The following is a 20973-nucleotide window of genomic DNA, read 5'->3' on the forward strand; positions in this document are numbered from 1 at the left end:
AAATTGCAAATTGAAAAAAGTTTACCGTGCGATGTACTATCAAATCAAGAAAGCGCTACCTGATATGAATGTTTACATCATTTATGATTCACAAGCAAAATGAAACCGGAAAAAGGTTGTTTAAGGGATGTAAATGTAATGTATTATTACACTTGAGGTGTAGAAGGAGTGACGCAAATGAGTCGAGCTACGGAAAGCATACCCGCCAAGATGGAACTCCAGCAGAGGAAACATGTGGAGCCCAAGCGGCAGCATCCATTCATCAGAAGCCTCAAGAAGCACTGGGAGCTCTACCTGCTCGTGCTGCCCCCGGTGTTGTATCTGTTGATCTTCAAGTACATTCCTATGGTGGGTGTTCAGATCGCCTTCAAGGACTTCAGTGTGGTTAAAGGAATCTGGGGAAGCCCGTGGGTCGGATTCAAACACTTTGAAGCCTTCTTCCAATCTCCAAATTTCTGGCTGTTAATCAAAAACACGATAGGCATAAGCTTCTATTCCTTAATTGCGGGTTTCCCCATTCCCATCCTGCTGGCGCTGGCGCTGAATGAGATTCGAACGGGTTACTTCAAGAAGACCGTGCAGATGGTCACTTACGCTCCGCATTTTATCTCCACCGTTGTCATGGTATCCATTATCATTCTGATGCTCTCCCCACATGTGGGCGTGGTAGACAAGCTGTTCACACTGCTCGGCTTCCCAATGACCAACTTCATGGGCATTCCGGAATATTTCAAATCGATCTATGTCTGGTCAGGTGTGTGGCAGGGCATGGGATATTCATCCATCATATATATCGCAGCTCTTGCTGGTGTTGACCCATCCCTGTATGAGGCAGCGAAGATGGACGGCGCATCACGACTACGGAAAATCTGGCACATTGACCTTCCAACACTCGTTCCAGTCACCGTCATCATGCTGATTCTGAGTCTGGGCAGCATTATGGGCGTGGGCTTCGAAAAAATATACCTAATGCAGAATCCGCTGAACACAAGCGCTTCGGAAGTTATCTCCACGTATGTGTACAAGGTGGGTCTGATTGGTGCGAATTTCAGTTTCTCCTCGGCAGTAGGGTTATTCAACTCCATTATCAACCTGATCCTGCTGGTTATCGTCAACGGCATATCCCGCAAAGTATCCCAGAACAGCTTGTGGTAAAGGAGGAGCTTATCCATGTTCAACCTGATTAATCGTAACCGGATCAAGGACCCGCTCGGTGATCGCATTTTCATGACATTTAACTATATCTTTCTGTTTGCCATACTGCTAACGGTGTTTTACCCGCTCTTGTATATCATCAGTTCTTCGTTCAGCTCTTCCCGTGCCGTCACATCCGGTCAGGTGTGGCTGTTCCCGGTCGATTTTAACATCAAGGCTTATATCTCCATATTCAAAAGCCAACAGCTTATGCTCGGTTTCTATAACACGATCATTTACACCGTGGTGGGCACGTTCATTAACGTGGCACTGACTGTCATGCTGGCGTATCCCTTGTCACGCAAGTCGTTCTATGGACGAGGAGCCATTATCATTTTCATGATGATCACGATGTTCTTTGATGGCGGTCTGATACCCACCTACCTCCTGATGAAGGATTTACACCTGCTGGATACACGTTGGGCGATGTGGTTGCCCGGGGCGCTCGCGGTGTTCCAAGTCATCGTGGCAAGGACTTTCTTCCAATCTTCCATCCCGGAAGAGCTTGGAGAGGCCGCAGAGATGGATGGTTGCCGGGATATCCGGTATCTGATCAGCGTGGTTCTTCCCTTATCAAAGCCCATTCTGGCGGTTATGACACTCATGTATGCCGTAGGTCATTGGAATGCGTACTTTGATGCACTGATCTACCTGCGCTCTGAGAAATTGTTCCCTCTGCAATACGTGCTTCGCAATCTGCTCATCCTGAACGCGGCTGATCCGGCGATGCTTGCCAATACCAGCCAACAGATGCGGGACCAAGGGTTCGAGCAGGTGTTGAAATATGCGCTGATCGTTGTAGCGAGTATTCCAATTCTGATCATGTATCCATTTGTACAGAAGCATTTTGTCAAAGGGGTCATGGTGGGTTCCCTCAAAGGTTAATCCTTGTGAATTAAGCCCGGATGCCTCTTGAGAGGAGGTGGAAGGAACACGCCGGCTTCCGGGATCGATTTTATATACGTGCTGTACAACTCAATAATTTGCCGTTATGAACAAAAGGAGGAGTCAGATTGAGAAAATCTTGGATTTCGATGTTGTTTCTGGTCTTTGCTTCGATGGCTTTGTTGTCCGCATGCAGTTCATCCGAGGAGTCGGGTGGAAGTAGCGACGGTAGCGGGGAGAGCGGTGGTCCTGTAACTATGACCTTCTTTGCTCCGCAAGGCAAAGCGTCCATGGAAGAGAATGAATTTACCCAATTTATCGAAGACAAGTTCGACGTTACCCTGAAATGGGATCTGGCCCCAACGGATGCCTTGCAGGATCGCAGACAATTGCTGCTGGCCAGTGGTGATTATCCGGAAGTGTTTCTTCACGGCAAGTTCACCACTTCAGACCTTCAAACCTATGGAAAACAGGGCGTGTTCCTTCCGCTACAAGATCTGATTAAGGAGTATGGTCCGAACCTGACCAAGATTATGGAAGAGAAGCCATACTTCAAAGAAGCCATTACGGCACCGGATGGCAACATCTATGCACTGCCGATCTTCAATGAATGTTACCACTGCACGTATGCACAGAAATACTGGATCAACACAGAGTGGCTCGATAATCTGGGTCTGAAAATGCCAACCACAACTGATGAACTGTATACCGTTCTGAAGGCGTTTAAGACACAAGATCCAAACGGTAACGGGAAAGCCGACGAGATTCCACTTACGGGCGCACCGAACAAGTATGTATGGAATGGCAACATTGATGCCTACCTGATGAATAGTTTTATATACAATGATAACGACAAATACCTGATTGTGAACGATGGCAAGGTGAGTTTTGCCGCCAATCAGGAAGGCTGGAAGAAAGGGCTGGAGTACATGAACAAGCTCTATGCAGATGGCTTGATTGATCCAGCTTCCTTCACGCAGAACGATCAGGCGATTGGACAACTGGGGAACAAAGAAGGCGATGAAGTGGTTGGCTCCATTACAACGGCGCTGGTCAGTTATCTCGTAAATACCTATGACAAAGACATCACTCGTCACCAACACTGGGATATTGTCCCTCCATTGAAAGGGCCGGATGGCGTGCAGACAACAGGTGCCACACAGAGCGTCGGTGAGTTTGAGTTTGCCATTACCAACAAAGCGACAGAAGCACAGCAGATTGCCGCCATCAAAATTGTCGACTACATGTTCAGTGAAGAAGGTGCACTGTACGCGGAGTATGGACCAACCGAAGGCAAGGGCTGGAAAAAGGCAGATGCCGATGAGAAAAACATCAATGGCGAGCCTGCCAAATACAGTTACTACAACCTGCCTGAGCGTGATCCGAACGTTGTTGTGAATGAGAGCTGGTCACAGATCGGAGCGCATGACTTGTCCAACACATTCCGTAATCTGTTTGCCGAAGGGCAGAACCCTTTGGAAGCAGAGGGTTATGGTACACGTCTGGCTCAAGCGACCAATGTGTATGAACCCTATGCACCAAAAGAAGTATATCCTGCGAACGTGTTTATCCGTCCAGAGGATACGGAATCAGCTGCACAATTGACTACTGCCATCAAGGATTATGTGCAGACGAATATGGCGCAGTTCATTATTGGTAGCAAGAGCATTGATAAGGAATGGGATTCGTATGTTAAAGGCTTTGATGGTCTGGGGTTGAGTAATTACCTTGAGATCTACCAGCGTGCCATTGAGAAGAATCAATAATTGAAGGATTCCATATAGAGGCTGTCCCGTCTGTCACCCGTGACCGGGACGGTCTTCTCCTATGACAACCCCACGTCATCCGATATAATGTACTGAATATTTATGGAAAATTAGTGATCAGCACAAATGTTTGTCGTCATTCAGCATGAACAGTAACGGTGGGGGGATCTCGGAGATGAACAACAATTGGTTTAGACGTTTGCTGTTATCGTATCTGCCTGTTTTCTTTATTGTGACGACCATTCTATTCTTTATTTTTTTCCAGGTCTTCAATGAACAGAACCGTAGAGAAGCGCTTAAGGCCAATGAATTCCTGGCCTCACAGGTCACGCAATATCTGGACAACTCTTTGCGTTCCATTGACTTCAAGGTACTGCGTGAGATTTTGACCAACCCTAACTTGAAGAATTATTTCTCGGTATCTGGCAGCGATGATGTGTATGCCGGCATTCAGGCGGTCCAGGTGGTTGATGAATTGAAAATAGAGTATCCGCTGATCGATTCGATATATCTCGTTCGATATGGAGATGGCACGGTCTTCAGTAACGGGAAGGCTGTTCCGATTGAAGAGTTCCCGGATGCAGACTTTATTGCAGATAGCCGGACGAGGGATGAACAAAAGTGGGCAGGGGCACGAGCATTCCGGGCTTTCCCTTCACAAGCAACGGAGCAGGTAATTACAATTGTGCGAAGTGTAGGGAACGGCAAGGGACTTGTAGTCACGAACGTAGACCTGAGTACCCTGAGGAAGTCCATCATGCAGATGTATGATCCGGAATTCACGTTTGTGAACATCTTCAACCGTTCAGGCGGTAATCTGTGGGATAGCAGTATGCCCGAAGGGGTTACAGCCTCCACTAAAACTACGTCGGGAGAAGTTTTCTCTGAATTTACGTCGAGTTATAGCGGTTGGAAGGTGCAGACAGGTCTCAATAACGGCAAAATCGTCAAATGGGCTCTGCAATTTTATAATATCTGGTTTGCCTTTGCTGTGGTGGTTGTGCTGATTGGCGTGGTGTGGGTGATCTATGTGACCCGCAGAAACTACAAGCCGATTCAGCAGATTGTTACGTTAATTCAGACCGTCTCCTCGCAGAAGCAATCCGGACTGAACTATGGCAAAGAGAATGAGTTCCGTTTCATCCATACCACGCTGGAACGCATGATTGATCAGACGAGACAATATCAGGAGGAGCATGAAGAGAATCTGATTTTGCAGAAAAGAATGTTCTTTCAGGAATTGCTTGAAGGCACACGAGACTTTACGAGCACGGAGCTGACAGCAGAGATGAAGAAGTTCAAACTGCCTGAGCTGGAGCATCGTTGGGCCGTCATGGTAATTGAAATGGATCGGTATGATGCATTTGTGACGGAGTATCATCATCAGGACCAATCCCTCCTGAAATTCGTGTTATCCAGTATTCTGCAGGAGAGTGCGCGTCATGAAGGAACGGAAGTATGGGCTGAATGGATCTCCGATCAGCGTCTATACGCCATCCTCTGGATGCCGGACATGGAACAGGCCGAGGAGACGGAGCATCGATTGCTGGCTGGTTATCTGGACAGGATCGATCAGTATCTGAACTTCACCGTGACCATTGGTGTGGGTCGGGTTGCTGTCGATATTCGGGGGCTGAGAGCTTCATTGAAAGAAGCTGTGCATGCGCTGGAGTACAAGGCTGTACTGGGGATAAATCGCATCATTCCGTGTAGCGATGTACCGAATTCGACCAATGATGTGTATGAGTTCCTGAAGACCATCTCACTGCTGGTACAGGCGATGCGTTTATCGGACGATGTCTGGGAAAAGCATTTTGAGAGACTGTTTGAACAAATCAGTGAGTCCGTCCTGTCCCGTCAGGAGATTATGAATACGATCCAATTGTTATTTCAACATTACAATCGCGAATTTGCCGAACTTCCACGTGAGTACCAGGATTCGTGGGCTGCGATATTCACCCCGCTTCTCCCAAGGCTTGAGGGCTGGGAGACGTTGGATGATCTGCGTGAGCTGTGCTGGGAAGGTTTCCGGGAACTGGCCCTGCAGATGAAGACGCTGCAATGTTCGCGTAAACACAGATCTCATATTCTAGAGATTCGAAAATACATCGAAGAGCATTACAATAATCCCGATCTGTCGCTGAACTACCTTAGTGATCGATTCGATATTAATCCGAAGTATCTGAGCAAGCTTTTCAAGGATGAGATTGGGGAGAAGTTTGTGGATCTGCTCATTAGTCATCGCATCGAAAAAGCCAAACTGCTCATGCAGGAGACGGATAAGGCCATTCAGGAGATCAGTGAAGAAGTGGGATATACCAACTATAATTCCTTCAATCGGGCTTTCAAGAACGTGGTGGGTGTAGCGCCAAGTGACTACCGTAAGGCCATGTGATGTAAGTGCACGAGCCTAACTAATTCCGAACGTATAAGGAGAATGTGCATATGGACTATAAAGATGCTTCGCTTCCCATTCAGGAGCGGGTTCAGGATCTGATCGGACGGATGACAACAGCCGAGAAGATTGGACAACTCATCCAGCCGATGGGCTGGAAGACGTATGATAAAGCAGCTGATGGTACAGTACGGGTGACGGAAGAGTTCAAAGCGGACATGGAACAGGGCGGTGTCGGTTCTCTGTATGGTGTGCTTCGGGCCGATCCATGGACTGAAGTAACGCTGGAGACAGGTCTGACACCACGGCAGGGAGCCGTTGCCACAAATGTCATTCAGCAGTATGCCATGGAGCATTCCCGGCTGGGCATTCCCATTTTGTTCGGGGAAGAGTGCTCCCACGGTCATATGGCGATTGGGGCGACTGTATTTCCCGTTCCGTTAACGGTGGGCAGCACGTGGAATATGGAATTATACCGCAAGATGTGTGAAGCCATCGCTGTGGAGACCCGGAGCCAGGGGGGAGCGGCAACATATTCCCCGGTGCTTGATGTCGTGCGTGACCCGAGATGGGGGCGAACGGAGGAATGTTTTGCCGAAGATCCATACCTAATTAGTGAATTCGCAGTAGAAGCCATGAAGGGACTACAGGGTGACCACCTTGATTCCAACCAGACAATTGTGGCGACACTCAAGCATTTTGCAGCTTATGGCAGTTCGGAGGGTGGGCGCAATGCTGCACCTGTGCATATGGGATTACGTGAATTGCATGAAATAGATCTGTTGCCGTTCAAAAAAGCAGTGGAAGCCGGGGCTTGTTCCGTGATGACTGCTTATAACGAGATTGATGGCGTACCGTGTACGTCCAGTACGTATCTGCTGAATGACCTGCTGCGCGAGCAGTGGGGATTTGATGGGTTTGTGATTACTGATTTTGGCGCCATTCAGATGCTCGTTCATGGACATAACACCGCGGAGAACGGGGAGCAGGCCGTAGCGCAGTCTCTTCAGGCAGGAGTAGACATGGAGATGTCCGGGTACATGTATCGCAAACATCTCGGTCAGGCACTTGAACAGGGGCTGATTGAAGAGAAAGATCTGGACTTGGCTGTGTCGCGGGTGCTGGAGATGAAATTCAGACTGGGGTTATTCGAGCAACCCTTCGTTGATCCTGACTTTGCAGAGCAGGTCATCGGATGTGTAGATCATATGCAGCTGGCGAGAGAAGTTGCACAGGAGGGGATTATTTTACTGAAAAATGAGGGGAATACTCTTCCGCTTGCCAAAACAGGTACGAAGTTAGCTGTCATTGGTCCGAATGCGAACCATATCTATAACCAGCTCGGGGACTATACCTCGCCACAGCCGCGAGAACAGATCGTCACCGTACTGGATGGTATTACGCGCAAGCTTGGCGTGGATTCGGGTCAGGTATTGTACGCACCTGGTTGCCGGATTAAAGGCGATTCCAGAGAGGGCTTTGCGCAAGCGCTCGCCTGTGCGGAACAGGCCGATGTCATCGTGATGGTGATGGGTGGTTCCAGCGCCCGCGATTTTGGTGTAGGCACGATCGACTTGCGGACAGGAGCGTCTGTGGTAACCGATGACCCATGGAATGATATGGAGTGCGGCGAGGGTATTGACCGGGCTTCCCTGAATCTCATGGGTGTTCAATTGGAGCTGGTGCAGGAGCTACATAAGCTGGGTAAACCGGTTATCGTGGTCTATATTAATGGCCGTCCCATTGCCGAACCTTGGATTGATGAGCATGTTCAGGCCATTGTGGAGGCGTGGTACCCAGGGCAGGAAGGTGGTAACGCCATCGCAGATATTCTGTTTGGCGACGTGAATCCATCCGGTCGTCTGACCGTTTCCATTCCCAAGCATGTTGGGCAACTTCCCGTCTACTATCATGCCAAGCGTACGCGTGGCAAGCGGTATCTGGAGATGGATCTTGCGCCGCAGTATCCGTTCGGCTATGGACTGAGCTACACCGAATTCAAATACGAGAATGTAAAGGTAGTACCGAAAGTGATCGGGCCAGAAGATGAAGCGCAGGTGATGGTTGAAGTCACGAATACTGGAGCGGTTGCGGGAAGTGAAGTTGTGCAGTTGTACATCACGGATGTGTCGGCTTCAGTCACCCGGGCTGAAATGTCTTTGAAGGGTTTTCGTAAAATCCATCTGGAGCCAGGAGAGACCCAGACCGTTACATTCCCTGTGCAAAAAGAACACCTCGCACTGATCGACTCCCGTCTCCAGTCTGTTGTGGAACCAGGTGAATTCATACTCATGGTTGGCCGCAATTCTGCTGACTGGACCGCTTGCAGTCTGCACATTCAGAAGGTGGGGGTGGAGGTATGATTCGAATTCAACGATTCATTGAGGATATGAACCGGTCGCAGTGGCTGGATACGATCGAGCTTCCAGCGTGGGAGATGCAGAAGGCCAGATACATTCGGCCAGGGGAATACGAGTATGAGCAGGCGGACAAGGCAATGCAAAGCTTGAATCCGCTGAACAGTGTACACGGAACGACGTATTTTCTGAGTAAACGTGTGGAGATTCCGGACAGTTGGCAGGATCAAGCCATTGGGTTAATTTTTGAGACTGGAGGAGAAGGGCTGCTGAAGGTGAATGGCGTGCCTTATCACGGACTGGATCGGAATCACGGATTCGTACCTCTTCCGAGAAGTCGAGTAGGCAATGCGCCGCAGTTGGAGATTGAACTCTACGACCCGATCCCGGAGCCGCATGACCCACTCAACCGACAAGCTGTTATTCAGCCGCCTATTCAGGGCATTCGGGCAGCATTGGTTCATATCAATCAGCCTTTGCAGAGCCTGATGTACAGCGTGACGGTACTCGCCGAGTCGCTCCGGGCATATAACGAGAAGGAGCCCAAGCGGATGGCACTTGTTCAGGCCATTCACCAGGTGATGGATGAGATGTACAATAATCCGGACCGCTGGACGGATGCAGCATGGATACAGAATTTTGAACATGGACTGGTACAGTCAGTGCAGCAGGAAGACCCGGAGGAATATCGAAGTGGCTTCATGCATCTGGTTGGACAATCCCACATTGATATTGCCTGGCTGTGGCCTGTGCGAGAGACGGTGCGCAAGTCCAGTCGCACGTTCTCGACCATGTGTACCCTGATGGATACGTATCCGGATTTTGTGTATTCCCAGAGCCAGCCGCAGCTGTATGCCTTCGTGAAAGAGCATTACCCGGAGCTGTACGAGCGAGTTAAAGCACGCATTACTGAAGGGCGCTGGGAGTTGGTCGGGGGCATGTGGGTGGAGCCAGATCTGAATATTCCGAGTGGCGAGTCTTTGGTCCGGCAGATTCTGTATGGACAGAACTTCTACCAGGCAGAGTTTGGCAAACGCTCCAATATCGAGTGGCTGCCCGATACCTTCGGCTACTGTGCTTCCTTGCCGCAGATGCTGAAGCTTGCGAATATTCCTTATTTTGTGACCACCAAGCTGAATTGGAATGACACCAACGCGTTTCCTTATGACCTCTTCGACTGGGTAGGCATTGACGGTACTTCAGTGCTGGCGTATCTGAATCATGGGGTGAATGAGCATACGCGGCCCAAAGATGTGGATGAACATTGGCAATCGTACAAACAGAAGGATGTGCATCCCGAGCAGATGTTGCTCTACGGACACGGCGATGGTGGTGGCGGTGTGACGAATGAGATGGTGGAGTTTGCAGAGCGATCTCACTTGATGGTGGGGCAGCCAATCAGCAAATTCAGCACGGCAGGCGCTTTTTTTGAAGACATATCGTCCAATAATTCAACGTTGCCAAAGTGGCACGGGGACTTGTACCTGGAGTTACACCGGGGAACCTATACGACTCATGCGAGGAACAAACGTAGTAATCGAAAGGCAGAGGTATTGTACCGGGAAGCGGAGATCTGGGGGCAATTTGCCGGAGCTTGTGCTGCACACACGAAGAATGATCTGGATGAAGGCTGGAAGCTGATCATGCTCAACCAATTCCATGACATTATTCCGGGAACATCGATTCCTGAAGTATACGTAACGTCCACGGAGGAGTACACGAAGGTATTTACATTAGGTACATCCGCACTGCGGGAAACGCTGCATATCCTTGCGGAGAACATTGCAACCGATGATGTTGATGGTCTTCCCTACATTATATTTAACAGCCTCGGCTGGGAACGTGGAGAAAATATCACCATTACAGGAGGGGCCCACCTCGCCGGGATGGCTGCATTCGATCGTCAAGGAAACCGTCTGGCTATTGACCTGGAGCAAAAGGAAGACAAGTGTACGCTGCTTGTGCATGTTCCATCGATTCCTGCTTTTGGGTATACAACCATATGGCTACGCGAGGCATCGGATGTTAACCTTCCAGTAAGGGAAGAAGAATCTTTCCCTTCCACATGGGAAACCGAATTTTACACGCTTGAGTTCAATGACTTGGGAGAGATCACCAAGTGGTATGACAAAACGGTAGGACGCGACTGGCTGAAGCCCGGTGATCGGGCGAATGAGTGGCAGTTTTTCCATGACAAACCGACGTACTGGGATGCCTGGGATATCGATCCACGGTTTGAATCCCAGCGGGCAGGTGCGGTGCAGTTGGTCTCCAGAGAGGTTGTACAGCGCGGAGCTACGCGAGATGTGCTGCGTTATGTGTGGAAGCTGAATCAATCGGAGATCAGCCAGGATATCATTTTGCATCACCACCAGCGGCGTGTTGATTTCCATACGAAAGTGAACTGGAATGAGAGTCATAAGCTACTCAAGGTGGCATTTCCGGTGGATCTGGTGGCAGCCAAAGCAGCCTATGAAATCCCGTTTGGAGCGTTGGAGCGTCCAACCCATAACAATACCAGTTGGGAACAGGCGCAGTTCGAGGTCTGTGGGCATCGCTGGGCGAATATCTCAGAGGGTAACAGTGGTGTGAGTTTGCTGAATGATTGCAAATACGGGTATGACATCAAGGATCGGACGATCCGCCTGTCCCTGCTTCGCGCCCCGAAATGGCCGGATGAACATGCCGATCAGGGCGACCATGAATTCACATATTCGTTCCTGCCACATCAGGGAGATTGGCGACAAGCAGCTGTCGTTCGCCGCGCGATGGAGCTTAATCATCCGGTGGAGGTTGTAACAGCGAGTCCATCTTCGGGGCACTTGCCATCTGAACACGCTTGGGTTCAGTTCCATAGTGAGCATGTCATTCTGGATGCAATCAAGCCCGCGGAAGATGGCTCGGGAACGGTGCTGCGTTTCTACGAATCTTCAGGAGGTCGGGAAACGGTACATGTCGAATGGGTTAAAAAGGAAATCAAGGCGTCTGTCATTAATCTGCTGGAGGATGAGATCCATCCGTTGGCTTGTCCGAACGGCACATTCGAACTGACATTCAAACCGTATGAAATTAAGTCAGTGAAACTTGTTCCAGTGAATCCAAATACGTAATCTTCAGGAGGTATGACATGAAATTAACGAATAAGATCGGTGTCATCGTGGATAGCTTTGGCGTAGGTGTGCGGGAAGGGTTAAACAAGGCGAAGGACGTAGGTGCAGAAGGTGTGCAGATATACGCCGTCAAGGGAGAGATGGACCCTGAAAATTTGTCACCTGCGGCGCGCAAGGAGCTGAAGAGTTACATCGATTCGCTGGGTCTCGAAATTTCAGCACTGGTTGGTGACCTTGGCGGACATGGTTTTCAGGTCAAGGAAGATAATCCGTGGAAAGTGGAGAAATCGAAGCGGATTGTGGATCTGGCCCTTGATCTGGGTACCAACATCGTCACAACACATATCGGCATTGTTCCACATGACCCTTCATCGGAGGTTTATGCCACGTTGCATGCTTCTTGTGAGGAACTGGGCCAATACGCCAAAAGTGTTGGCGCATATTTTGCCATTGAGACAGGACCGGAAACGGCAGCTGAATTGAAAGGATTCCTGGATACACTGTCGACCAACGGGGTATCGGTGAATTTTGACCCGGCAAATATGGTGATGGTGACTGGAGATGATCCGGCGCAGGGCGTTCGTCTGCTTAAGGATTACATCGTACATACCCATGTGAAGGATGGTGTGCGGTTGAAGGAAGTCGACCCACGAGACGTATACGGAGCGGTCGGTTATGCGCCTATGGATCACGAAAAAATTGCCGAGATGGTCTCGTCCGGAACGTTCTTTCGTGAGGTGCCACTGGGCGAAGGTGGTGTTGATTTTGACGGATACTTTGCAGCGCTTCAGGAGATTGGCTACACCGGTTATCTGACGATTGAACGCGAGGTTGGTCATCAGCCGGAGGAGGATATTCGCAAGGCAGTTCGATTCATTCAACAATATCGATAGGGAGCTGAGCAGATGAAAGTGGGCCTGAGTACGTATAGTTTGTTGAACGATTTGAATTCCGGTGAGATGACGGTGCTGGATGTAATCGACTGGATTGCGGCAAACGGCGGTGAGCATATGGAGATGGTACCTTACGGCTATACCGTGGAGGATAATCACGATCTGGCGGATGAGATTCGGGAACGGGCAGCGTCTGCGGGTATTGAACTGTCCAACTATTCGATGCCAGCCAATTTCGTACAGGAGACGGAAGAGGCGTTTGAAGAAGAGATGGCCCGGGTCAAAAGACATGTGGATGTGGTACACCTTATGGGTGTAAAACATATGCGTCATGACGTCACGGCGTTTACCCTGCCAAAGGAGAAGATGACCATCGCTTGGTTCGAGGAACATCTGCCTCTAATGGTACGGGGAAGCCAGATCATTGCGGACTATGCTGCGCAGTTTGGCATCACGACAACCATTGAAAATCACGGCTTCAGTGTGCAGGCGAGTGACCGGGTGCAACGTGTGCTGCATGCTGTGGATCGTCCTAACTTCAGAACAACACTCGATATTGGCAACTTCATGTGCGTGGATGAGAATCCGATCATTGGCGTCATGAAAAGTCTGCCGTACGCTTCTCTGGTCCACTTCAAAGATTTCTACTTCCGTCCTTATGATGAGCACCCAGGTGAGGGTGAATGGTTTACGACGGCCTACGGCAACTTCCTGCGTGGGGCCATCGTTGGGCAAGGGGATATTCCGATCCGTAAAATTGTAAAGCTGATCAAAGACTCCGGCTATGATGGTCACATTACAGTGGAGTTCGAAGGCATGGAGGAATGCAAATCCGCATCCAAAATCGCCATGGATAACCTGCGCCGCTTCTGGGAAGAAGCGTAACGAACATCATGGGGAGATAATTAAGGGCCGCGTCCAGACGTGGCTCTTTTTCTCATACTACAGCAAGCGAAAAAGCCTATCAGAATATGGTTCTGTGCAAGGATTAAGTTACGAGCATCACAAGTGTGGTATAATGGATATATTCAGCCTGATAATAACTGGCTATGGATAGGAGATGTCACTGATCTATGCAGGTATTCGAGGACTGGAATCAGAAAGTAAAGAAGACGTTTAATGCTACGAACCCAGAGGTAGTGTTGACGGTATCGGAAGCTGGAAGTTTGCTTGGTTTGACCAAAGACCAGATGAAACTGTACGTGGACAAGAACAAACTAACGAAGGTCCCGATCATGAGAAGTGTTCACCGATACCTCTTATTGAAAAGTGAAATAGATAACATCGTTCAAGCTCGATAACTTCATAGGATTGAACACAACCATTTGACCGACAGGATTCGGGAGAGTGGTCTTTTTTTTATCGGAAAGGGGACAGAACGTGCTGAATAAAGCGTCAGACTGGTTCTATCAAAGGGTAAATTGGAGATGGGTTGTAGCTGCGGTTATTGTATTTGCATGTTTTATTGCATTTATACTGCCGCGTCTCTGATCATGTATCGTTATCCTGAACGTACGCCTGTGCTTGCTGAACTCACTCCGATATTTACCTTGTTGAAATGGTGTCTGATCTATGCCAGTTTTGCAGCACTGGTTCCGGGTGTTCTGATCAGTATTCTCTACGATATACGCAAGCGAAAGAACTAGTGGAGAGAGGGATGGATTGAGAATATGTTGGTAACCCTAATCGTGTAAAAGTCCGCAGAGATGAGTGCAGAAATATATGCTTGTCAAAGGACAACCTGTTCATATATACTCATGTCGCAAGTGGCGTGAATCGTATAATTACATGAGCCCAAGGAGATGAAGAATGCATGTCGATCAGCTTGAATGTGTATCTGATAACAGACGGTAATGGACGTGAAGCGGTAGATTTTTATCAAAAGGCATTTGGAGCGGAAGTGCTCGCGCTTCAAACATTTGGTGACGGTCCATCTGACCCGAATCATCCCATCCCGCCAGAAGCGAAAGACCGTATTATGCATGCTTCTTTGCAGATTGGCAGCTCGGTATTAATGTTGTCCGACACATTTCCAGGCATGCCGTACACCATAGGTAATCATGTTAGTATTACTGTGAACACGGATACTGTCGATGAAGCCAAAGCTATTTTCAGCCAACTGGAAGATGGCGGCGTAGTGGAAATGGCGATACAAGAGACGTTCTGGAGTCCAGCCTACGGCTCGGTAGTCGACAAATTCGGCGTACATTTTCAGATCAGTGCTAAACCGGGACAAGCTTAAGAGCGTACTCTTCGCTAATATAGCCTACAAACGGCAAAACCTCCACGATCTGCTTTGAGCAGTTCTGGAGGTTTTTTGTTTTTCCCTATACGGCGTGGGATTACCCTTCCTTCTGAATCTTGGAAGGGTTGTTGATTTTATAAGGAACCGGGTTACGTGTCAGCTTCTTCTTGATGATTTTGGCTTCAAACGTGATAACGTCTCCCACTTCCAGTTCTTGTTTCTTAACAGTAGCACTGTGGCTCGACCACGCTTCCCCAACGTCGATGACGTCTGGCTCCGTGATGGTAACTGCTTCATAGATGATGACTTCATCGTCATTGTCAGAGAAGTGATTCGGTACGGTAGTGAACTCTTTGACAACGGCGCTCATCTTCACTTTGCCTTCTGGCAGATCAATCTTAACGGCCTTGGCCTTGCTCGCTGTTTTGGCTTTGGGTTTGGCTTCACTGGCTGCCCCGGACTGAGGTCCAACATACGCTTCTACTAGCCCATCCGGATCACCCTTCATCCCCGAGGAGAATTCATCTGTGTCCGTGTCGTCTGAATCATCCAGATCCGCCGGAATTTCATCCGGGTTAACCAGGGCATCTGGAGTTGGCGTAACATCAGCAGAGACTGGTGCGACTGTATCCGAAGTTGACGATTCTGTGCTGCGATCTGGCCCCGCATTACTTATGCTTCTGGCGCTGTAACTGGACGCTTGCATTTCCTTCAGATACGACGGGTGAATGCAATGTTTTTGTCCATTATCCAGTTGAATAACGGCCGCCATGTGATCGACATATCCAATGATGGTGCACGGCATGTTTAATCCGTTTCCTTTATAATAGAACGTTTTGAGTTTGGTCGCTTTACCAGAAAGCAGGCCCCACTCCTGACATTTCTCAATCAGCTCATCTTCGTTATCCAGCGTAATAAAATCCTGTGGTTCAATCATAAACGCGTATGTCATATGGAATTTCCGCCCTTCCAATCCATTCTTCATGTTCATCGTTTCCAAATTACAACCAGTGTATCACAAATGGGCATTTTGCTTAAATCCAATCACTGAAATCTGTACTCGGAGATGAAGATTATCAAAGCTTGCTCACAGAGGCCTGTGCTATAATTTGATCAGAATATAAGGGTAGAAGTTGTTATATAGCATGGATATACATATTTCAGGAAGGGAAGATCTGTATGGAAAAAAAGGTGAATCATCAAGCCGTATGGCTGGCTATAGGTGTTGCCATGGGGGTCAGTATTGGCGCAGCTACACAGCAACTTGGACTCGGGATTGCTTTTGGCTTGGCGCTTGGCATTGTCATTGGTTCGGTGGTTAGTAAACGTACGGGTTCAGACTCGGAACATATGCTCAGCGAACATGTCCATGAATTGCACAAAACGGGTGACTGGGAAGACGCGCTTCAACGCTCACAGGATCATCCGGTGCTTATCCTGAAGCACAGCACAACGTGTCCGATAAGTGCGAGAGCCTACAGAGAGTTTATCGCGTTTGTAGGTACCAATGCTTCCGATTCGAAACATCCCATGGATTACCGCATCGTCAAAGTGATTGAAAATCGCTCTTTGTCCCGCCATATTGCGGAAGAGACAGAGATTCACCATGAGTCACCACAGGTACTTCTGCTCGATCAGGGGCAAGTTGTCAAACATACCTCCCATGGCAAAATCACGAAAAAGAGATTATTGCAGTGGGCACAGCATCCGTTTGGATGAAGTGTATGAGATAGGTTTACTTTAAAAATATCAAAAAAAATCATATCTTTGCACACGAACTTCGATTAAAATATAACTTGTCTTCATATTTATGAATCGGAGTGATCTATATGGAACAATATAAGTTCAAGTCGGAACATAGTCAGATGCTTGTTGATGCTATTGTTGAAGGATACCGCGAATATATTGATCACCGTAAAGATCGGAAGAGAAACATGAAGATTAGTTCAGCCTTTGCCTGGACTAAGGGTAATTTTATTGAGAGCAAAATCGCAGATTATTGCGGTGAACAAGGATTCACTCACAAGAAATCCAAAGCAGGTTTAACATGGGATTATCTCCAGTTCACACATGAAGAATCAAAAGTTCTGTTTCTGATCAAGAACGCAGCCTACTTTAATGAGAATAGTTTTTCCAGTGCCAAGCTACCTACGGGCGTTGACAACAAAGGTGCTTTCCGTACCTATTTACACGATCTCTCTAAGATTAATAACGATCTGGAATTTTCTTTGATTCAACAACGCCGTAATGAACATGGTGAGTTGGAGAGGGTTGAGCAACTGTCTTTTCCCCTCTCAGAGAGTCAGGTTAGTCGTGTGAAAGAAGAACTTGAACATCTTGCATCTACGTATAATGAATTTCATATACTCACTTATGCCATTGATGATGCATACCAAATTTCGAAGGTTCAGCATTATCTGCCCAATCCGCATGATAATATAGCTTATTTTATAGAAGATTTGTCGGATCTGATCTCAGGTGCTGAGTTAAATGAGAGTGACCGTGAGGTACTTGCACCAGATATGGAAGATATCGTTGATCCGGCGGCTTATGATATTGAGATTTTGGAAGAAGAACAGCGGGGTTGATTCCTTGGTAGTTCGCAGTCCAGTAAGGAGGGAGCAGCATGTTCGTTGGTGAAAATTTGACCAATTTACGGATCATGCATGGGTATTCGAGAAAGCAACTCTCCGAACAATTAGGTGTGACAGAACAAGCAGTCTGGCAATATGAAAATGCTTATACCTCTCCCAAAGTTCCAATCGTGAATGAGTTGAAACGCATTTTCAGTGTGAAAAGCAAGTATTTTTATACGAAAGATATGCTTACACAGCGTAATAATGCAGCCAACATTGATGTTATGAACATTGCCTATCGTTCGAAAGTGATGAATGTGATATCCAAGACACAGACAGAAGCAAAGCATGTAGAATATCTGGACACGTTCATTAATTATATTACCGCTCAGATCAGCCTCCCCACACTGAATATTATCCAATTGCGGGAAGAGGCAATTGAGTATATGAACCATACAGACGATGACCGTACGACTCAGATCCATTATGTTGCCCATCTTGCGAGACAACGGCTGAATATGGAGCCATCCACGAATGAGAACCTGATGTTCCGGATTGAAAAAAGTGGTGTATATGTTTTTGAAAAAGCGATTGGTGAAGAAATTGATGCGTACAGCCTTTGGACAAGAAATGATCGTCCGTTTATCATACTGGGCAACATCAAACGTTCTGCGGTTCGTAGGAATTTCGATATTGCACATGAGCTTGGTCATTTGTTGCTTCATTATCGTCTTGAATTTGTCAATCTGGACCGAAAAGAACACAAATTGATTGAAAATGAAGCTAATCTGTTTGCGGGTGCATTTTTATTGCCCGAAGAAGAGTTTTCATCGGACATGAATGAAATCACTTATAAGACGAATCCCGATCAATATCTTGATTTGAAAAATAAATGGAAGACTTCCCTACAAGTGTTGGGATACAGAGCAGCACATCTAGGAATGATGGAAGCTAAGGATCATCGTAATTTCTATGCGGCGATGCACCGAAGAGGATATCTGGAAAAGGAGCCTTTCGACAGGGAGATTCCACTTCAAAAGCCGATGCGAATTAAAACCATTATTGACCTGCTTTCCAATAAAGGTCTTGTGGATATCCGTTATATGATTGAGGAGGATTGGAAAGTGGAAACTTCCTTCTTTCATCATATGACAGGAATAAACACGGACTTTTTTAACAAGTACATGACGAAGAAGCCTGAAACTAGCATTCAAAATGTTAGGGAAATGCCTACACGTAGTTCTTGAAATTACTGGTAGGTAAAGGATTGCTCCGTATAAAACGATTATAGACCTGTTTTTTTCAGCCCATGGCTGAGGAAAACAGGTCTTTTTTACGCTTTTTTTACACCTGTGGTGGCATTTCTTTACCCCTTTTTTACAGCGTTTCATATTACGATTTTACATGTAGCAGGTGCAGAGAACGGTAGAGAGAGGGAGGAAGGGCGCATGGTGAATGATACCACGATGATTGGATTGGTTGTGCTGCTGTTTGCGGTGTTTTGGGGATTTGTGAAATTCTGCGAAAAGGCTTGAGGGTAGAGAGGGGGAGCGGAATGATTGCCATCGGCATGATTGTACTCGCACTGGTGATTTATCTCGGTTATGTGCTGGTGAAGCCGGAGAAATTCTGATGCTGACGATGTGCGTAATGCGGGAACAAGGGAAAGTCGAATAGGGAGGCAATGCGGATATGGGTATCGGTGTAGTGCAAGTAGCGGTGACGCTGCTTATCATCCTGCTGCTGGTGAAACCGGTGGGGAAATATGTAGTGAACGTGTTCGATGGACAGCGAACGGGGCTGAATCGGATTTTTGGCGGACCGGAGCGACTGCTCTATCGAGTAATGGGCGTACGCGAGAATGAATCCATGGGGTGGAAAAAGTACCTCACGGCGGTTCTCCTCTCGAACTTTGTAATGTTGGTATTGATGTTTCTGGTGCTGCGACTGCAAAAATATTTACCGCTCAATCCGGATGGGATTGACAATATGCCAGCGGCGCAGGCATTTAATACGGCTGTTTCGTTCATGACCAATACAAACTGGCAGTCTTATACGGGCGAGAACGCCCTGTCGTACCTGTCACAGATGCTGGCAGTGACATTCCCGATGTTTACGTCGGCAGCGACGGGGTTCGCGGTAGCCATTGCGTTCATTCGCGGGCTGATAGGCCGCCGGGATGAACTGGGGAACTTTTACGTCGACCTTGTACGGTCGATTACGAGGATTTTTTTACCGCTGAGCTTCATCGTGGCCCTGTTCCTCGTGTTCCAGGGTGTGCCTCAGACGCTCGCGGGAGCGGTTAACGCAACGACGCTCGAAGGCGCGCAGCAGACCATTACACGTGGATTGGTCGCCTCACTGGAGTCGATCAAACACATTGGCACCAACGGTGGTGGCTGGTTTGGAACCAATGCTGCACATCCATTCGAGAATCCAACAGCCCTGAGCAATCTGGTGCATATCGTCTGCATGATGCTGTTGCCAACTGCGTTAGTCTACGCCTTCGGCTTGATGGTCAATAACCGGAAGCAAGGTTGGGCCTTGTTCGCAGCGATGAGTTTTCTTTTCCTTGTGATGTTGACCACGGTATTTGTCTCCGAATATCGCGGTGTACCTGCGCTGGATGCAGCAGGTCTGCAGGGCAATATGGAAGGGAAAGAGGTCAGGTTCGGCATACCCGAGTCTGCTTTATTCACAGCAGTCACGACGGCAGCCACAACAGGTTCAGTCAACAATATGCACGAGTCGCTCACTCCACTTGGAGGCATGGTATCACTGGCCCAGATGATGCTCAATAATGTGTTTGGTGGCAAAGGGGTAGGGCTGATCAACGGACTGTTGTATGTGATTCTGGCTGTGTTTATCTGTGGATTGATGGTGGGACGAACACCTGAGTTCCTGGGCAAAAAAATCGAGGGCAAAGAAGTGAAGCTCGCATCCATCGCCTTGCTCATTCATCCTTTGATTATTCTTGCGCCAACGGCACTCGCACTTATGCGGCCTGAAGCAGTTGCGTCCATTTCGAACGGGGGCATGCATGGCCTGACCGAAGTTCTCTATGCTTTTGCTTCGGGTGCAGCCAATAATGGATCGGCCTTTGCCGGACTGAATGCCAATACAGACTTTTACAACATCGCGATTGGTATCGTTATGCTGCTGGGAAGGTACGTTTCCATGATCGCCATGCTCGCTATCGCGGGTTCACTTGCTACGAAACGGGTTGTACCTGTAACCACAGGTACATTGCGGACACACACACCTCTCTTTGCTGGCATTCTGGTCATGATGATTGTTGTTGTCGGCGCACTTACATTCTTCCCTTCACTTGCCCTTGGACCGATCGCAGAACACTTGGCAATGATTCAATGAGGGATACGACAGGGGCTCTACAGGGTAATTGGTGTATCGACGTAACGTATGGAGGTGGCAGTGCACGATGAATGCAGTCGAACGAAAGAAGGAGCAGCCGATGCAACACATGGATACAGAAATGTTTAGAACGAAGGGCAATGAGCCGGATAACAATCGAGGTTATATTCAACGTGATCC

17 protein-coding genes are annotated in these 20973 nt (G+C 48.1%); 16 read left to right on the plus strand and 1 reads right to left on the minus strand.

Annotation, left to right across the window (positions count from 1 at the left end; translation table 11 throughout):
- Positions 1 to 177 precede the first annotated feature (177 nt).
- From NKT06_RS01155 to NKT06_RS01205, 11 genes are all read left to right on the plus strand, one after another.
- Positions 178 to 1155 (plus strand): ABC transporter permease, encoded by a 978-nt coding sequence (locus tag NKT06_RS01155; RefSeq protein WP_483311555.1) that lies wholly within the window; start codon positions 178 to 180, stop codon positions 1153 to 1155.
- 15 nt (positions 1156 to 1170) lie between these two features.
- Positions 1171 to 2079: a carbohydrate ABC transporter permease gene (locus NKT06_RS01160; protein ID WP_253429122.1), complete on the plus strand. Its 909-nt coding sequence runs from the start codon at positions 1171 to 1173 to the stop codon at positions 2077 to 2079.
- 128 nt (positions 2080 to 2207) lie between these two features.
- Complete coding sequence (locus tag NKT06_RS01165) at positions 2208 to 3845, plus strand: type 2 periplasmic-binding domain-containing protein (protein WP_253429125.1); 1638 nt, start codon at positions 2208 to 2210, stop codon at positions 3843 to 3845.
- Between the two features lie 175 nt (positions 3846 to 4020).
- Positions 4021 to 6240 (plus strand): helix-turn-helix domain-containing protein, encoded by a 2220-nt coding sequence (locus tag NKT06_RS01170; RefSeq protein ID WP_253429127.1) that lies wholly within the window; start codon positions 4021 to 4023, stop codon positions 6238 to 6240.
- A gap of 50 nt (positions 6241 to 6290) precedes the next feature.
- Entirely contained in the window at positions 6291 to 8603 is a 2313-nt protein-coding gene (locus NKT06_RS01175; RefSeq protein ID WP_253429129.1) for a glycoside hydrolase family 3 N-terminal domain-containing protein, read from the plus strand.
- Positions 8600 to 11707 (plus strand): alpha-mannosidase, encoded by a 3108-nt coding sequence (locus NKT06_RS01180; protein ID WP_253429131.1) that lies wholly within the window; start codon positions 8600 to 8602, stop codon positions 11705 to 11707. Before NKT06_RS01175 ends, NKT06_RS01180 begins: the two co-directional genes overlap by 4 nt.
- 17 nt (positions 11708 to 11724) lie before the next feature.
- Entirely contained in the window at positions 11725 to 12600 is an 876-nt protein-coding gene (locus NKT06_RS01185) for a sugar phosphate isomerase/epimerase family protein (RefSeq protein ID WP_253429133.1), read from the plus strand.
- 12 nt (positions 12601 to 12612) lie between these two features.
- Complete coding sequence (locus tag NKT06_RS01190; protein ID WP_253429135.1) at positions 12613 to 13485, plus strand: sugar phosphate isomerase/epimerase family protein; 873 nt, start codon at positions 12613 to 12615, stop codon at positions 13483 to 13485.
- Between the two features lie 188 nt (positions 13486 to 13673).
- Positions 13674 to 13901: a hypothetical protein gene (locus NKT06_RS01195; RefSeq protein WP_062837704.1), complete on the plus strand. Its 228-nt coding sequence runs from the start codon at positions 13674 to 13676 to the stop codon at positions 13899 to 13901.
- A gap of 156 nt (positions 13902 to 14057) precedes the next feature.
- Positions 14058 to 14246, plus strand: coding sequence for a hypothetical protein (locus NKT06_RS01200; protein ID WP_253429137.1), 189 nt, complete (start codon positions 14058 to 14060; stop codon positions 14244 to 14246).
- A gap of 167 nt (positions 14247 to 14413) precedes the next feature.
- A complete protein-coding gene (locus NKT06_RS01205; RefSeq protein WP_253429139.1) occupies positions 14414 to 14842 on the plus strand; it encodes a VOC family protein in 429 nt (142 codons plus the stop codon).
- A 100-nt stretch (positions 14843 to 14942) separates the two neighbouring features.
- On the opposite strand, the gene NKT06_RS01210 is transcribed toward NKT06_RS01205, so the two are convergent.
- Complete coding sequence (locus tag NKT06_RS01210; protein ID WP_253429141.1) at positions 14943 to 15797, minus strand: hypothetical protein; 855 nt, start codon at positions 15795 to 15797, stop codon at positions 14943 to 14945.
- Between the two features lie 227 nt (positions 15798 to 16024).
- On the opposite strand from NKT06_RS01210, the gene ytxJ reads away from it, so the two are divergent.
- The 5 genes from ytxJ to kdpA all read left to right on the plus strand — a co-directional run bounded on the left by ytxJ (position 16025) and on the right by kdpA (position 20793).
- Positions 16025 to 16564 (plus strand): bacillithiol system redox-active protein YtxJ, encoded by a 540-nt coding sequence (gene ytxJ, locus NKT06_RS01215; protein ID WP_253429143.1) that lies wholly within the window; start codon positions 16025 to 16027, stop codon positions 16562 to 16564.
- 110 nt (positions 16565 to 16674) lie between these two features.
- Complete coding sequence (locus NKT06_RS01220) at positions 16675 to 17433, plus strand: spr1630 family ClpXP-sensitive toxin (protein WP_253429145.1); 759 nt, start codon at positions 16675 to 16677, stop codon at positions 17431 to 17433.
- Between the two features lie 38 nt (positions 17434 to 17471).
- The gene (locus NKT06_RS01225) at positions 17472 to 18668 is read left to right on the plus strand and encodes a spr1629 family repressor/antitoxin (RefSeq protein WP_253429147.1); all 1197 of its coding nucleotides are present in this window, start codon (positions 17472 to 17474) and stop codon (positions 18666 to 18668) included.
- Between the two features lie 323 nt (positions 18669 to 18991).
- Entirely contained in the window at positions 18992 to 19054 is a 63-nt protein-coding gene (locus NKT06_RS31830) for a potassium-transporting ATPase subunit F (RefSeq protein ID WP_353884092.1), read from the plus strand.
- A gap of 59 nt (positions 19055 to 19113) precedes the next feature.
- Positions 19114 to 20793, plus strand: a complete 1680-nt coding sequence (gene kdpA, locus NKT06_RS01230; protein ID WP_301289671.1) for a potassium-transporting ATPase subunit KdpA — start codon at positions 19114 to 19116, stop codon at positions 20791 to 20793.
- The last annotated feature ends 180 nt before the right edge of the window (positions 20794 to 20973 follow it).

The organism is Paenibacillus sp. 1781tsa1, from assembly GCF_024159265.1.
GTDB lineage: Bacteria > Bacillota > Bacilli > Paenibacillales > Paenibacillaceae > Paenibacillus.